At 42.4% G+C, this 15,238-nt stretch carries 13 protein-coding genes; 8 read left to right on the top strand and 5 right to left on the bottom strand.

Annotated elements, in window-relative coordinates; genetic code table 11:
* The first annotated feature begins 2 nt into the window (after nucleotides 1-2).
* The 3 genes from MVI27_RS11330 to MVI27_RS11320 all read left to right on the top strand — a co-directional run bounded on the left by MVI27_RS11330 (nucleotide 3) and on the right by MVI27_RS11320 (nucleotide 2,537).
* Nucleotides 3-1,118: a 5-(carboxyamino)imidazole ribonucleotide synthase gene (locus MVI27_RS11330; RefSeq protein WP_246961932.1), complete on the top strand. Its 1,116-nt coding sequence runs from the start codon at nucleotides 3-5 to the stop codon at nucleotides 1,116-1,118.
* A gap of 45 nt (nucleotides 1,119-1,163) precedes the next feature.
* Nucleotides 1,164-1,664, top strand: a complete 501-nt coding sequence (purE, locus tag MVI27_RS11325; RefSeq protein WP_246961928.1) for a 5-(carboxyamino)imidazole ribonucleotide mutase — start codon at nucleotides 1,164-1,166, stop codon at nucleotides 1,662-1,664.
* Between the two features lie 579 nt (nucleotides 1,665-2,243).
* Nucleotides 2,244-2,537 (top strand): GIY-YIG nuclease family protein, encoded by a 294-nt coding sequence (locus tag MVI27_RS11320; RefSeq protein ID WP_246961925.1) that lies wholly within the window; start codon nucleotides 2,244-2,246, stop codon nucleotides 2,535-2,537.
* A gap of 899 nt (nucleotides 2,538-3,436) precedes the next feature.
* Here the strand turns inward: MVI27_RS11320 and MVI27_RS11315 are convergent.
* From MVI27_RS11315 to MVI27_RS11305, 3 genes are all read right to left on the bottom strand, one after another.
* Nucleotides 3,437-3,997 (bottom strand): transposase, encoded by a 561-nt coding sequence (locus MVI27_RS11315; protein WP_246961922.1) that lies wholly within the window; start codon nucleotides 3,995-3,997, stop codon nucleotides 3,437-3,439.
* A gap of 64 nt (nucleotides 3,998-4,061) precedes the next feature.
* Nucleotides 4,062-4,910: a GLPGLI family protein gene (locus tag MVI27_RS11310; protein WP_246961918.1), complete on the bottom strand. Its 849-nt coding sequence runs from the start codon at nucleotides 4,908-4,910 to the stop codon at nucleotides 4,062-4,064.
* Between the two features lie 92 nt (nucleotides 4,911-5,002).
* On the bottom strand, nucleotides 5,003-5,542 hold the full coding sequence (locus MVI27_RS11305; protein ID WP_246961915.1) for a hypothetical protein: 540 nt from the start codon (nucleotides 5,540-5,542) through the stop codon (nucleotides 5,003-5,005).
* A gap of 519 nt (nucleotides 5,543-6,061) precedes the next feature.
* Here MVI27_RS11305 and MVI27_RS11300 point away from each other — a divergent pair.
* From MVI27_RS11300 to MVI27_RS11290, 4 genes are all read left to right on the top strand, one after another.
* Nucleotides 6,062-7,774 carry a helix-turn-helix domain-containing protein gene (locus MVI27_RS11300; RefSeq protein WP_246961913.1) on the top strand — a complete coding sequence of 571 codons (1,713 nt, stop codon included), beginning with the start codon at nucleotides 6,062-6,064 and terminating at the stop codon, nucleotides 7,772-7,774.
* A 548-nt stretch (nucleotides 7,775-8,322) separates the two neighbouring features.
* On the top strand, nucleotides 8,323-8,433 hold the full coding sequence (locus MVI27_RS11955; RefSeq protein ID WP_416346221.1) for a DUF6088 family protein: 111 nt from the start codon (nucleotides 8,323-8,325) through the stop codon (nucleotides 8,431-8,433).
* Between the two features lie 9 nt (nucleotides 8,434-8,442).
* Complete coding sequence (locus tag MVI27_RS11295; protein ID WP_246961910.1) at nucleotides 8,443-9,807, top strand: serine hydrolase domain-containing protein; 1,365 nt, start codon at nucleotides 8,443-8,445, stop codon at nucleotides 9,805-9,807.
* Between the two features lie 30 nt (nucleotides 9,808-9,837).
* A complete protein-coding gene (locus MVI27_RS11290; protein ID WP_246961907.1) occupies nucleotides 9,838-10,446 on the top strand; it encodes a hypothetical protein in 609 nt (202 codons plus the stop codon).
* A 375-nt stretch (nucleotides 10,447-10,821) separates the two neighbouring features.
* Here MVI27_RS11290 and MVI27_RS11285 read toward each other — a convergent pair whose 3' ends face one another.
* Both MVI27_RS11285 and MVI27_RS11280 read right to left on the bottom strand, forming a co-directional pair.
* Nucleotides 10,822-11,250: a transposase gene (locus MVI27_RS11285; RefSeq protein ID WP_246961904.1), complete on the bottom strand. Its 429-nt coding sequence runs from the start codon at nucleotides 11,248-11,250 to the stop codon at nucleotides 10,822-10,824.
* 313 nt (nucleotides 11,251-11,563) lie between these two features.
* The gene (locus tag MVI27_RS11280; protein WP_246961901.1) at nucleotides 11,564-11,881 is read right to left on the bottom strand and encodes a hypothetical protein; all 318 of its coding nucleotides are present in this window, start codon (nucleotides 11,879-11,881) and stop codon (nucleotides 11,564-11,566) included.
* A gap of 250 nt (nucleotides 11,882-12,131) precedes the next feature.
* Here MVI27_RS11280 and MVI27_RS11275 point away from each other — a divergent pair.
* Nucleotides 12,132-15,238 (top strand): type IIG restriction enzyme/methyltransferase (locus MVI27_RS11275; protein WP_246961898.1); only part of this gene is annotated, 3,107 nt, incomplete at its 3' end.

Raw genomic sequence — 15,238 nt, 5'->3', positions numbered from 1 at the left:
CTATGAAAATCGGAATTCTCGGTGGCGGCCAGCTCGGGCGCATGCTGATTCAGGAAGCGCTGAAATATGATGATGACTTTTTTGTGCTGGATCCATATCCCCATTGTTCCTGTGCGCACATTGCTCATTTCACCCAAGGCAATTTCAACCGCAGGGAAGATGTTTTTGATTTCGGCGAAAAGCTGGACGTTGTCTCCATTGAAATTGAACATGTCAACGCCGATGGGCTCGCCGCACTGGAAGAAGCCGGTGTGGAGGTGATTCCCTCTGCCGCCGTGGTCAGGATGATTCAGCAGAAAATCCTGCAGAAAGAGTTTTATAAGAAACACCGGCTGCCGAGCCCGGACTTTCAGGTAATTTCATCCTTAGCCGATGAGATCACGCTACCTCTGCCTTTTGTGCAGAAACTCAATACCGGTGGCTACGACGGCAAAGGGGTGCAGGTGATCCGCACCGAAAAGAACCTGGCGCAGCTGTGGGACGAACCGTCCGTGCTGGAAGCGCTGGTCGATATTGATAAAGAACTCTCCGTCATCGTTGCGCGGAACCGTTCCGGTGAAGTTTGTACTTTTCCCGTCACCGAAATGGTGGCCGATCCAAAACTGAATCTGCTGGATTTTAATATTTGCCCGGCCGGCATCAGCAGCGACGTTGCCGCACAGATCGAAAAAATAGTACAAACCTTCATTAAAGCCGTGGATTCGCCGGGCTTGTTTGCCATTGAACTCTTTTTGGATACCGCCGGAAAAGTCTGGGTCAATGAAACTGCGCCGCGCCCGCACAACTCCGGACACCAGACCCAGGAAGGCAACCACAATTCCCAGTTTGAGCAGTTCTACCGCATCCTGAAAAACTTCCCGCTGGCAAATGTGGAAGGGACCGGTTATTCCGGTATGCTGAACCTGATTGGCGAACCCGGCGCGCAGGGACCGGTAGTTTATAAAGGGTTGGAAAAAGTCTTGAAAATGCCGGATGCTTATATTCATTTATATGGCAAGGCAGAAACCAAACCCGGCCGCAAAATGGGGCACATCAATGTGCTGGGCACCAACCGCGAGGACCTGATTGCCCGGCTAACGGAAATAAAGTCACTGGTCACCGTCACGGCCGGCAAATAATTACAGTTGAACAACAGCATTATATCAATTAAAAAAAGATAAAAAATGGTCGGAATCATCATGGGCAGCCAGAGCGACTTGCCGGTAATGGAACAGGCAGCAGAGATGCTTAAAAACTTCAGTATTCCGTATGAGCTCACCGTAGTCTCTGCGCACCGTACGCCGGAACGGATGTTTGATTATGCCAGGACCGCCAGAGAGCGCGGCCTGAAAGTCATCATCGCGGGTGCCGGCGGCGCAGCGCATTTGCCGGGCATGGTGGCCAGCTGTACGCCGCTGCCGGTGATTGGCGTACCCATCTTATCCTCTAACTCCATTGACGGCTGGGACTCGGTCCTGTCTATTTTGCAGATGCCTTCGGGTATTCCGGTCGCGACCGTCGCTTTGAACGGTGCCGCCAACGCCGGAATTTTAGCAGCGCGCATCGTAGCCACTGGCGACGAAGACCTGAGCGCGCGCCTCGAAGCGTATCAGGAATCGCTGAAAGCGAAAGTGCTGGGCACGGTGGAAGAGCTGAAGGGGAAGTTTGGGAATGGGTATGATTAAAAGAATAGAGGATGTTTTTTCGAGAGTGAACATTAGACTATAGCTGCTTCCGACGGTTGCTGGTTTTGGTTTACGCGCTTCTCATGGCTGCCATAGCTAACATACAAACCGCTTGCAGTCTACCACGCAATAATTAACATGCAAAGCAGCGATTTTTTCTGAAAGCGCTGTGACCGGTGTTGTGAAATCTCATTGGAAAAAGTAATGGTTAATTTTTCCATATTTAAACACACAATCTGCTGGTCTTAGATGCAGCAGCAAACCCAGCGCGTGTTCCGCATTATATCTCCAAATCCGGATTGCGCGCGGAATGTTAGCGACAGGACCGCTAACAGCGTTTACCTATCTGATACCCATCAGTCCGACTGTCCGCCTCAGACGGATATGATGGTAACCGCCGTCAGTTCGAGTGTTTTTCCGCAGCAACGCGAAGGAAAAATGTATCGAGAACCGCGCTTCTACATCTCATACCCCTCAGTTTGGGTGTTCGCCATAGGCAGATGTATCGGGAACAGATATAGTTCAAAAACAAACTGCTCGTTAAATCTTGCTATATTTATCTTACTGAAAAAAAGCGCCATGCAGTCATCTTTTGTTTATATTTTAGAGTGTGCAGACAGATCCTTTTATACTGGCGTTACTGCAGATCTCTATAAAAGACTCGAAGAGCATCAGGAAGGAAAACATTTCGGCTCCTATACTTTCTCCCGTCGTCCGGTATCATTAGTGTATTACGCCCACTTTATGGATATCGAACAAGCCATTACTTTTGAAAAAAAGATTAAAAAATGGTCACGGGCTAAAAAGCAATCCCTCATCGATGGCAGATTTGAAGACCTGCCCAATCTTGCCAAGAAAAACTTTGGTGATTAACTGCATATTGCGAATGTGGAAATCGTCAGTTCTAGTGTTTTTCCGCAGCAACGCGAAGGAAAAATGTATCGAGAACGCCTACAGTGCAGGCACCTTCTGCAATCACTTCTCGATACGCGCTCCTGACGTCGTGCACTCGAAGTGACGCTAGCGCCAATTCTGCAAAAAACGCATTCGTCAGTTCGAGTGTTTTTCCGTAGCAAAGCGAAGGGAAAATGTATCGAGAACGCCTAAAGTGCAGATACCGTTTACAAGCACTTCTCGATACACGCTCCTGACGTCGCGCACTCGAAGTGACGCTCGCCCCATTCTGCAAAAAAAGGCATCTGTCAGTTCGAGTGTTTTTCCGCAGCAAAGCGGAGGAAAAATGTATCGGGAGCCGCGCTCTGCATCTCGCACCGTCAGTCCGAGTGTTTTTCCGCAGCAAGGCGAAGGGAAAATGTATCGAGAACGCCTACAGCGCAGATACCTTCTGCAATCACTTCTCGATACACGCTCCTGACGTCGCGCACTCGAAGTGACGCAAGCGCCAGCTGCGCAAAGTGTCCTCACTTTGAGCCCGTATTCATCACCATCTTCCACATTTTCATGTTACATCCCTTCCTCGCCGCCACCCAAACCCGGCAGCTGCACTTGTTCCGAATAAAAATACGTTCCATCAATCAGGATTCGCCGCAGGTCTGCATCAATCTCCTGCGGACTTTTACCGCCGGGATTTTTCAGGATGACAAAGCCGAATGTTTTATAATTTTCGGCAATCGCCCGTCAGCCAAGCTGAGTTGTTTTGAAGTGAAATTTTTCCCCAGACGAAAGATGTAGAAATTAAGCATGTCGCCGAAAATAAACAAGGAGTTTTAAAAAGTTTTCGTCTAAATCGCTATCGGCTGCCATAACCCCGTTCAATCCCACTTCACAGCCAGGTCCCTAAATTCCAGCTTCGACTTTGAAAAGTCAGTAGGTCTTCTTTCAGGTTCGTTTCTGGAACCAAAGCGGACAATTTTCATAATTCCGGGCGTGTCGATAATATCCTTAAAAGTCACCCGCACCACCATCGGAGTGTGCAGCGAAAGTTTTGGATTCGTATTCGATGACGCCAGTTGGTCAATTTTATATTCATTGCCCAAAAGATCAACCGCTGAAAAGCCCTGCAAAAAAGAAGTTTTGTTTTCGTTTTTTGTCTCCACCAGCAGGTGCACCGTAATTGTCAGTGCCTTCCTGTTGCCTTTTACTTGGGTGATCCTGTAAACAGAATGGTCGGCCTCTGCCTCCAGCACAGGCTTGTTGATCTGCAGCACGTTCTTTAAGTAGATGTTCTCCGACTGAACAGACTGTAGCTCCGTTTTCAGCGACTTAAGTTCGGTGTTGATCGTTTCAATTTCGCGACTCAGTTCATCAAAACCAGACTGGCCAAACACGGAAGATGAAATGCAGAAAAGGGCAACGAGTAGAGAGTTTTTCATAATTAACTTATTTAAAATGGGGGTATCGAATAAGTAAATATATTAAATGCCGCGATAATATGCGTTATTTATTGCACGAATTAAATAGTTCGATTTCATTATTATTCTCGTACAGGTAGGTTTTTTCTTTTCTGTCATAATCCGATTTAGTGTGTTGATCAATATCCTTCCCGTCAATCACGTAAGTAGTACTTTCGGTATTGAGATTCTCTAAAACGATTGAAGGTTGCTGTTTATAGTTCTTGTAAAACTTATCCCATTTTTTATCATTTAGTACGACCGGAGCGGGCAGGCTGAAGCTTCTGTACTCTAAATCGTTCGTTTCATTTGTTATTCCCGCAACTTCAAAAGTATAATCTCCCTTCTCATCAGTTGCCTTTAAAATTAAACCGGGTAATCCATATAGCTTGTAAGGACCATCATTGATCGGAATTTCGGTGGTGTACCAAACAGTCCATTTTCTGCCTCCGAGTTTGGCAACTGCTTTTTTTGTCTTGTAGCCAAATATTGTTTCCTCTCCTTTTTCCAGCTTCCACTTTAGTTTACACTCGGAAATTACATGGAATGTGGTTATATAAAACTTTTCTTCCTGTATTGTTATATCATTGGCGATATCCTTAATAATCACCTTTTTAAATCGAGCGTCTGCTTTTGGCGATGGAAATCTTAAGTTTCCTTGCTGATTACCCGAAAAGAAATCGGAAACTATTTTGGATTTTAGAGAATCTGCTTTGAACTTGCTATAGTCCGCAAAATATGATTTTTTGCCATTAATTATTAGAGCCGTTAAACCTGTCAAAATTGTGTCATTTTGAAGTGAAGGTTTCCAAGACAGACTGTAAATCACCTTGTAATGCTGAGCATAGGTAAAACAACAAAGCAGCGCGAACAAAAATATATTAACTTTTTTCATTATCATATATTAAAACAGTAAATGGTCATATTCTGCAAGATCATAATAGCTTAGATCCGGTCTTTAGCGGAAGATAAGTAAAACCTCATCTTTTAGAAATAATATCCCACAGTAGCAGCAACGGCTGGATATAATGAATCTGACTTGTAATCCAGATCAGTTCCATATCCAGCCCCTATGTGATATCTGAAAATAAACTGGTTGAATAAAGGTAATTGCTGGCCGAAATGTATGTCGTTCATCCAGGTCTTTCCGATATCGGCATTGTTACCGCTAAAATTTATTTTAGACTGCCATCCTACAAAAGTTCCTGAATTATTTCTTAAGCTGTGATTTCTCGTTTCTCGCCGCTCTCTGCTCACATAATAGCGGCCTTGTACTGCGAAAAAAGGTGTGTAATTCTTTTCATCCGAAAAACTTCCCAATTTATACACGATCGTCCCGTCTTTAAAATCGTTGACCCCACTAATGCCTGCATGCAATGCCAGCAGTACATTTTTACTTACAGGTAAGTCATACCCCAAATTAATTCCCTGAAAACCAACTTCAATTTTAGCCTGTTTTTCGAGTGTATTTTGTGCCGGTATAAGCGCTGATGCTGCAATTGCACAGACTGTGATAGATTTTTTCATAAAGTGATTAATTTTGTTACTCTGAATTTTGAGCCTTCATCTATTATTATAGTGAGCCCTGTCTCATTATCAACATCATAGTTATTTGGAACTTTCCAACTCATAAATATCGATCTGTTTGTCTCACAAGTTTGTATGGCAGTTGAAGTCATAGCCTTTTTTAGGTCTCAAATCATTTTTGATAAAGCTAAAACTAAAATTGTTTTTTTATGCAAGCATAAGCCATCCCATGAGATAAACTTTTTCATAATATTTTGTTTTGAAGTTTATCCCGGCGCCGGGAGATTTTTTCATAGAATTCTTGAGTCAAATATATTTGTAAAGCAGTATTCAGCCAAAATTAGGTGGTCGCAATTAGTCAATTGTCGAATTGTGACGTCCTTATTTCTCAATTAGGACGGGTAAAGCGTTGATTGCTACGCGCATAGCGATGAGTGCAATTTCTGACGAAATTTTTAAATGATCGGTCCGTTTAAATGCTTTTCGTTACTTTTGAAGCTTTACAAGACATCCCGCTAAATGCACCTCAGGAAAATCATTTTATGCCTGCTGCTGATTTCATTCTTTTTCTCTTTCGGAAAACTGAACGGACAGGAAGATTATGATCAACTGCGAACTAAATACGAGAATCTGAAAGAGAATGATATCAATGCGCTGCGTCATATTCGCTTTTATATCCAAAAGGCAAAGCGCGAAAAGAACAAAGCACAGCTTGTGCAGGGCTACAGGGATGCTACTTTTTTTTCACCGGATGCATCAGCGAAAATACAATATGCAGACAGCGCTGTTATTGCCGCAAAAGAAACCGGGGATAACAGTTTAATTTCAACCACCTTTTTGCTCAAAGGCAGTTTGTATTATTTTTATTTTAAAAGTTATCCCAAAGCACTGACTGAATATTTGAATGCATACGAGTACTCAAAAAAAGGAAGTGACAGTTACCTGAAGTTTAAGATACAATATCAGATGGGGCTCGTCAAAAGCTATCTGGGATATTATGAGGAAGCTTTAGAGCATTTCGACGAGTGTATGGCCTATTTCGAATCTAAAATAAAGGAAAAAAATCACCCTAATCAGATTTTTAACAATTCCAAAGGCTATCTGAACAGCATGCACCAGGCAATCGTATGTTACCAGAGGGATGATAAGTACCAAGCAGCAGATTCACTGACTGAGATTGGACTCACCTTTACCGCCAGATCGGCCGACTTCCCGTTGGAACAGGCTTACTTTCTTAAGTCAAAAGGGATTTCCGATTACCACCATAAAAATTATAAAGCAGCGCAGCAAAGCTTCAGCAAAGCCTTGCCGGTGCTGAACCAAAACATGGATGTGTATTGGACGGCAGTTTCTGAATTCTATATCGGAAAAAGTCTTTTAAGCCTCGGTGAAACAGAGGCAGCTATCACGCAGTTCGGGCAGGTGGACGCACTGTTCCGGAAAGAACAATTCATATTTCCCGAATTACAGGAGAATTACGAACTGCTTATTTCAAACGCCCGTAATAATAATAGACACCAGGAGGAACTGGCCTACACAAACAGCCTGCTGAAAGTAGACAGCATTCTGAAGAAAGATTTCCCATACCTGTCTTCCAGAATACACAGAGAATATGACAACCGCATTCTTCAGGAGGCAAAAAGAAAACTGGAAAAAAGAGGGCAGTGGAGTGTAGGGTTGATCTTGTTACTTACCGGCCTTACCGGCGTACTGTTTTATTGGGCCTGGCGCTATTACCGTGATGAAAAACAAACGCGGCGAAAATATATTGAGCTGGAGAAGAAACTGCTGCACCAGAAGAAAAAGGAGCAGCCGCTTCCGCATGAAACCATATCCTTATCAGAGAAATCCCTCATTAGCAAAGATGTTTTTTCTGACTTGCACGCTAAAATGAAAGCTTTTGAGGATAACAAAACCTTTATACAGAAGGGGCTGACCGTTGAGCAGTTGGCCGCTGCGTTAGGGACCAATAAGTCCTACCTCTCGCAGTATATTAATGATACACATGGGGTGAACTTCAGCAGGTACCTCTCTGCGCTCCGCATCAATTACATCACACAGTTAATGTACGATGATCCAAAATATCTCCTCCTCAAGGTACAGGGGCTGGCAGATGAATGCGGAATAAGCTCCCGCCAGAATTTTTCCGACCTGTTTCAGGAGATCAACGGAATACGCCCGACCGATTTTATCAGAAAAAGGAAAAAAGAATTACAGTGGGAGGAGAAGTGACCGGCATTGGCTGATGCCAGGCCCATTGTTGAATGTTCAGTTCTTTCTGCGGTGAAAAATACAGCCGCGCCTTTGTCTTGCGGTGTAACTTGTAGCTTGAATGTCACATTTGATTATGCGGTTCGTAATAAGCTGGGAATTGTAATATTACCGCGATTGCGATTGCCTGCTTTTCTCCTTTCAGGATCGTGCAATTTTTAGTTTCGACTCAAAAGCTGCATTGTAATACAAAGGTATATACTTTAGTCCATATCCGTTGCTTAGAGTGACCATGTGATGCAATTGTGTGGCATCGGGGGTATATAGATGATTCTGTCACAAATATTTACTAAATTTGTGACAAACTTGCTTAAGAAATTACGTGAAAAACGCTAAGAGTCAAATAGAAACGAAGGTTTTAAAATCATCACGGCGCTCATTGTTTTTCGCAGATTATTTTGTAAATACGGTTCGCCTTATAATAGCCGTCAGGTGCTTTCCCGCTTGGTAAAAGAGGAAGTATTGCTGAGGATGCCCATGGCATCTACCTGAAACCCTAAAAAGACCGCGTGATCGGTATTATCTGTCCCAGTATTGAGGAGATTAGCAAAGAGATTGCAGCCCGCGATAGAGCCCGGATTGCACCCACCGGAGTTCTAGCACAATACCCACTTACATAGTAACAATCAATGAAAAAAATATTCAAATTAATATGGCTGGCAATGTTTTTCAGCAATGTAGCAGTTGCTCAAAACCAGCAGCAAAGATTAGACAGTCTGTTTACAGAAATGAACAACAAAAAAGCCTTCAATGGTAATGTTTTAATTGCAGCAGACGGTAAAGTCATTTTTGAAAAAAGCTACGGCCTGGCTGACAACAGGAAAAATATAAAATTAACCGATAAATCAATTTTTAATCTTGCCTCAATAACCAAACAATTCACAGCCGCCGCAATTTTGTTACTGCAGGGAGAAAATAAGTTGTCCTTAGCTGATGACATTACCAGATACTTTCCTGAATTGTTTTTTTACAAAGGGATCACAATAGATCATCTTATTCATCACACATCCGGTTTGCCTGACTATATGGAATTAATGCAGCAAAAAGCAGACAGGAAAAAGGCGGTGACAAACAAGTATGTTATTCAGGTGCTTGCGAAAGAAAAGCCGGCACTGCACTTCAGTCCTAATGATCGGTTTGAATACAGCAATACAGGCTATCTGTTGCTGGCCAGCATCATTGAAAAAATCTCACAAACTTCCTATCGCACTTATCTGAAACAAAACATATTCCTGCCTCTCGACATGCACAGTACAGATGTTTTCTTTTTATATAAAGATAAAATGACTGTTTCAGACGTAGCAATTGGATATATCGAGCCGGATGTCGGCGAAGATTTTACCAGCGATGTGCCTTACGTCAGATATTTCGATGGAGCATACGGGCAGGGCCGGATATATTCTACCGCTCAGGATCTGCTAAAATGGGCGCAGGCTCTTCATGATCATACCTTATTTACTGAAGAAGAAACCCATGTCATTACTGATAATTTCAGGCTCCATAATAACCAGTTTACAAACTATGGTTTTGGGGTGTACCTGAGTGACAGTAAGAAGTATGGAAAAGTAATGAATCATTCTGGCAGTTGGGGTGGCTATACAACTTTTTTGGAACAACATCCTGCAAATGATATAGTCATTATTTTTCTGCAAAATCATTCTCTTATAACAACTAAAATACCCATACAGCAGGTCCGTAAAATACTTTATAATGAACCTTTAGTAGCTGATAAACCTGTTGAATTGAAATCTGCTGAGCTTGATAAATACGTGGGTTATTATACGAATTCCGACATTCATATGAAAGTTTTGATAACAAAAAAAGATGATGTTTTGTATTTACAGGCAAATGACCAAACTGCTATCCCTCTGCAGTATTTTGGAAAGCACGCTTTTAAGTTTGAACCGGACGACATCGCCTTAATTTTTAATCTTGAAAAAGAAACTTTTGAGCTGTCACAGGGCCGGTTACAATTTGTTTTTATCAGAGAATAAATGCGGATATTTGGTAAGTAATCAATCATTATGAAGAACACAATTTTACTTTATTTTATTTTCCTCTCTGGTGTCGCCTGGTCACAAACAGTTAAAGTCACAAATAGTTTTGGCAGTTCCAATCCTGAAATACAGGAACTGATGGACTTCCAGAAGATTTATGTTGAAAAATTTAATTTAGAGAGCACCGATTTAGCCGGTAAAAACTGGGAAATATACGTATCCGAGTATCTGGATGGAAAGCTTACAGACAAAATCCTGCTGGGTGAAACATCCAAAGCAGATTTCCTGAAAATAAAATATTCACCGTTCTCCATTAAGTTTTTCACTCAGATAAAAGCCGGAACGCTTACAATAAATGCAAAGTTTTACAATTTTACGATTAAAACCCTGCATCTTAAATTGTCCGGTAAAAGTAAAGAAGACGATTATGTGCTGAAAGATTTCTTCGGTTCAAAATTAACGATGGAGGTTCCCATGGCGGAAGAAATACCCTTACTGGCTATCATCACACCGACGAGGCACAAAGACGGCTCCGGTTCTTATTGCGAAGTTGTGCAGTCCGATATTAAGCCCGAAGAGCTCGGCAAACATTTTAATATTCCGCACTACTTTTTGGTTACAATGAAGATTAAATAAGCACCGCTTACAAATGATGACCATCGAGGAGTGCGAAATTTTGCCTGTTTTTAATCAAATTTCCGGAAAAAAACATTCATAAAATCAGCGGCACTTTAAGCTGTTGCATCGCCACATCGCTCCCCATAACACAATAAACAGGTCACTGCTGCATAAAGCAGTCATGCGCCTGAGGAAGAGGAAAAGCAGCTTGTCTGAGAGTTTTATCCTGCGTAAATAACGACTGCTGCCGCATCCCAAAGCACTAATCCCACCTCACGGCCAGGTCCCTGAATTCCATCTTCGACTTCGAAAAATTCATCCGGTTTCTTTCAGGTTCGTTTCTGGAACCAAAGCGGACTATTTTCAGAATTCCCGGCTCGTCGATAATATCCTTCAAAGTAACCCGCAGGCCATCGGAGTGTGCAGCGAAAGTTTTGGATTCGTATTCGACGAGGCAAGGTAGTCCATTTTATATTCGTTGCCCAGAGGATCAACCGCTGAAAAGTCTTGCAGAAAAGAAGTTTTGTTTTCATTTTCTGTCTCCACCAGCAGGTGCACCGTAACGGTGTGTGCTTTTCTGTTGCCCTCCACTTGGGTGATCCTGTAAACAGAATGGTCGGCCTCCACCTCCAGCACGGGCTTGTTGATCTGTAGCACGTTCTTGAGGTAATGGTTTTCTGACTGTACAGATTGTATCTCCGCTTTCAGTGTCTTGATTTCAGTTTTAATCGTTTCAATTTCGCGACTCAGTTCATCAAAACCAGACTGGCCAAACACCAGAGATGAAATACAGAAGATAGCAGCGAACAAAGAATTTTTCATAGTTACATTTGTTTAAAACGGTTTGCCGAATAAGTAAATATATAGAAAAGCTGTTATGGAAGCAATTAATCCGCTTGCACGCATGTAGCGGCACTCGAAGAAATTCATTGACCTGCTCAGGAGCGTACAACCTAAAAAAGAACGGCTGTCTGAAATCGCAGTGTGAGAGCATTAATCAGGCTGCCGGGCAAGGCCGCTTCTATCGGGGTTCGAATCCCATCCTCTCTGCAGTGTTGAACTAATAGTAAATACATGTTCCACCTTCAGCGGACTACTGCACGCCGAGATTTGACCCTGACGCGCAGTGTCTTCCTCAGGTAAAAACCTGCTCACCAGCCAGCAACCCAATCACTTCCTCAACCGTCCGCCCACCGGTCACCTCCTCATCCGTCATTTCCACTTTTTCATACTCGTGCCACATCCCTGCATCGCTGCAATCCAAAACCGGCAGCTGCACCTGTTCCGGATAAAAATACGCACCGTCAATCAGACATCGGCGCAGGTCGCCATCAATCTCCTCCGGACTTTTACCGCCGGAATTGCTTAAAACAACAAAACCAAACGTTTTATAATTTCCGGCGTCGCGGAACAGGTAGCTGAGTTTAATATTATTGGATGAATTGTTCTTCACAAATCAAAATTAAAGGAGGATCGTAAATCTACTAATCAATTCAGTTTAACCATAGACGTCACAGTTTAATATGAATATGATTTAGTCAAAAGAATTAATTACTTAGACCAATCCGTTGTGAAGAGGTTGTTTATAAAAAAAGCAGGCCCGGTAGGTGTCATTTTCTATTCCGTTCGGAACTATTCATTTTTTATATGTCCGCACGGTTATTTTGTTTAAATTAAGGCCCCCTTACATCTAATGTTCTGTAATGAAAAAAAATCAACTCCTTCCTCAAAAAGCATTAAACCCCGCTTATCGCAAATTTGAACCTGCTGCCACTGATGTTAGCCACTTCATTGCTAAGTTGCAGGAATGTATTGCGACAATTAAATTGATCGATGCAAAGAATGAAAGTGAAGAACATTTAAAATCACCGATTAGGAGCTTACTGGCCTCCACCTTCTATGGTGAAAACGAAATCAATACGCGCGAAAGAATTGATTTAGCCGTGTATCTGGGAAAAGATGCATCTTCCGATATAGGAATTCTGATAGAAGCGAAAAAGCCAAGCAATAAAGCTGAATTTCCTGCTATTGATAGATTGAACTGCAAGGCACTGCAGGAAGTACTGCTGTATTATCTTCGCGAAAGGATTGACCACAAGAATAATAACATTAAACATCTGATCGTTACCAACGGGTACGAATGGTTCTTTTTCAAAGCAGAGGATTTCTATAACTTATTTTATAAAAATCGCAAGCTTGTTCAGGAGTACGGCCAGTTCAGAGATGGACTGAAGGATAGCGCGCTTAACGAATTATTTTATAAAGAAATTGCATCTAAATATATTAAGGAAGTAGAAGACATACTCCCGTTTGTACACCTGAATTTCCGCGCAGTAGATTTAACCACACTGGGCCACAAACAATCTGCAAATATTTATAAGCTGTTTTCTGACGTACATTTACTCGGCAAAAGTTTCGGCAATGACAGCAATCAACTTAACAAAGCGTTCTACAACGAGTTGCTGCATATTATAGGGCTGGAAGAAGCTAAAGAAGCCGGTAAAAAGATTATTCAGCGTAAAAAAGAGGGTTCACGCGATTACGGTTCGTTGCTGGAGAATACCATTTTCACGTTGGAAGACAAAGATTTTCTTGCTAAAGTCAAAAATGTGCCTCATGATGAGAAAAAAGCCTTTACAGTTGGTCTTGAACTTTGCCTTACTTGGGTAAACCGGATCCTGTTTCTTAAGCTTTTAGAATCACAATTGCTGACCTATAACGAGCGTGCGCCCGAATATAAATTTTTGAATTTTGATTTCCTTGGCGGTTTTGATGCACTCAATGAATTATTCTTTTCCGCATTAGCGAAAGCCAGAGAGGACAGGCACCCACGGTATGCGGAAAAATTTCGTCATATTCCTTATCTCAACAGCAGCTTGTTCGAAAGAAATGAACTCGAAGATATTACCTTTGGGATTACTGCGTTAATGGATGAAGAAATGCACATCTTCAGCGGGACTGTGCTTCGAGATTCTAACGGCAGGAAGCGCAGCGGGAAACTAAATACGCTCGATTACTTATTCAGATTTCTGGACGCCTATGACTTTTCCACCGAATCAGGCATTGATACTGAAGGAAAGCATGAACATAGATCTTTAATCAATGCCTCAGTACTTGGGCTCATTTTTGAAAAGATAAATGGGTACAAAGATGGCTCATTCTATACGCCTGGGGCAATCACCATGTTCATGTCCCGGGAGGTCCTCCGCCGGGCTGTTACGGATAAATTTCGCGCGCAGGTACCGGGAATTGATAGCTATGAGGACGTACGTGATTATTGTCGGGGGCATTTTAAAAAAGCAGACATGCAGCGACTGAACGAGTTGGTAGATACAATCCGCATTTGTGATCCAGCAGTTGGTTCAGGACATTTTCTGGTGAGCGCGCTCAATGAGATGATCGCCATCAAAAGTGATCTCGATATTCTCGCCGATGCAGAGTACGCCAAGCTACCGTGTGAGATACAGATTGAAAATGACGAACTTTTTATTTCCGATACAGAAGGTGAACTTTTTACATACAACCGGAAAAGTCCGCAAAGTTTAAGGATACAGCGTTCCATTTTTCACGCAAAAGAGAACCTGATAGAAAATTGTCTTTTCGGTGTAGACCTTAACGCTAATTCGGTAAATATCTGTCGTCTTCGTTTATGGATCGAATTGCTTAAAAACGCATATTATACGGCAGACGGTGAACTGCAGACCCTGCCCAATATTGACATCAATATAAAATGCGGCAATTCACTGATCAGCCGGTACGACTTATCCGACAGTTTAATCGACGCATTTAAAAATAAAGAGGTTAATTATACGATTGAAGACTATAAACAAGCGGTAAAAGACTACAAGAAAACCAATTCAAAAACTAAGAAAAGGGAAGTAGAGGGTATTATTCATACGATCAAGAACAACTTTAAAAGCAGCTATGATAATAATCTTAAAGACAAGGTTTCCAGGGCGCTGGGGTTGGTGCAGAACGAGGAGCAGCGTCAGCAGAACTTAGCCGCGTTTGGTCAGAGGATCAAGAAATCTGAAAAGGACCAGTTAAAGAAACTGCGGCAAAAAGCGGAAAAGGTCATTAAGGAAAAAGATGAGCGTCTCAATAATCTGATGTACCGCAATGCCTTTGAATGGCGTTTTGAATTTCCGGAAGTGCTGGATGATGAAGGGGTGTTTTTGGGTTTCGACGTCATCATCGGCAATCCTCCCTATATCCAGCTGCAAAAGCTCGGTTCCGACGCGGTGGATTTGCAGAAAATGAATTATGAAACGTTCGCGAAAACAGGGGATATCTATAGCTTGTTTTATGAAAGAGGAAACCAGATTTTAAAAGAAGATGGTTTGCTGATGTATATCACTTCCAACAAATGGATGCGCGCGGCGTATGGTGAAAGTCTGCGAAAATATTTTGCAGAGCAAACCAACCCACTCCGGCTCATTGATTTTGCCGGAAATCAGATCTTTGATACCGCCACCGTGGACACCAACATTTTGCTGTTTGCAAAACAAGAAAATGGCGGTAAAACGGAAGCATGTGTCATCAAAGAAAAGCTGTTAAATAATTTGAGCGTTTTTGTTAGACAGCATTCCGAAACTTGTAGTTTTACTAACAGCGAAAGCTGGGTTATCTTAAATTCAATTGAACAAAGTATAAAGCGTAAAATTGAGGCGGTGGGCGTACCGCTGAAAGATTGGGATATAAATATCTACCGTGGCATCTTAACCGGCTACAATGAAGCGTTCATCATTGACGGAAAGAAAAAAGATGAGTTGATCGCGGAAGATCCAAAATCTGCAGAAATTATTCGACC

Origin of the sequence: Chryseobacterium salipaludis (assembly GCF_022968825.1) — a bacterium.
GTDB classification, from domain to species: domain Bacteria; phylum Bacteroidota; class Bacteroidia; order Flavobacteriales; family Weeksellaceae; genus Kaistella; species Kaistella salipaludis.
The sequence above is the reverse complement of the archived record's forward strand: the minus strand, read 5'-3'. Positions and strand labels throughout refer to the sequence as shown.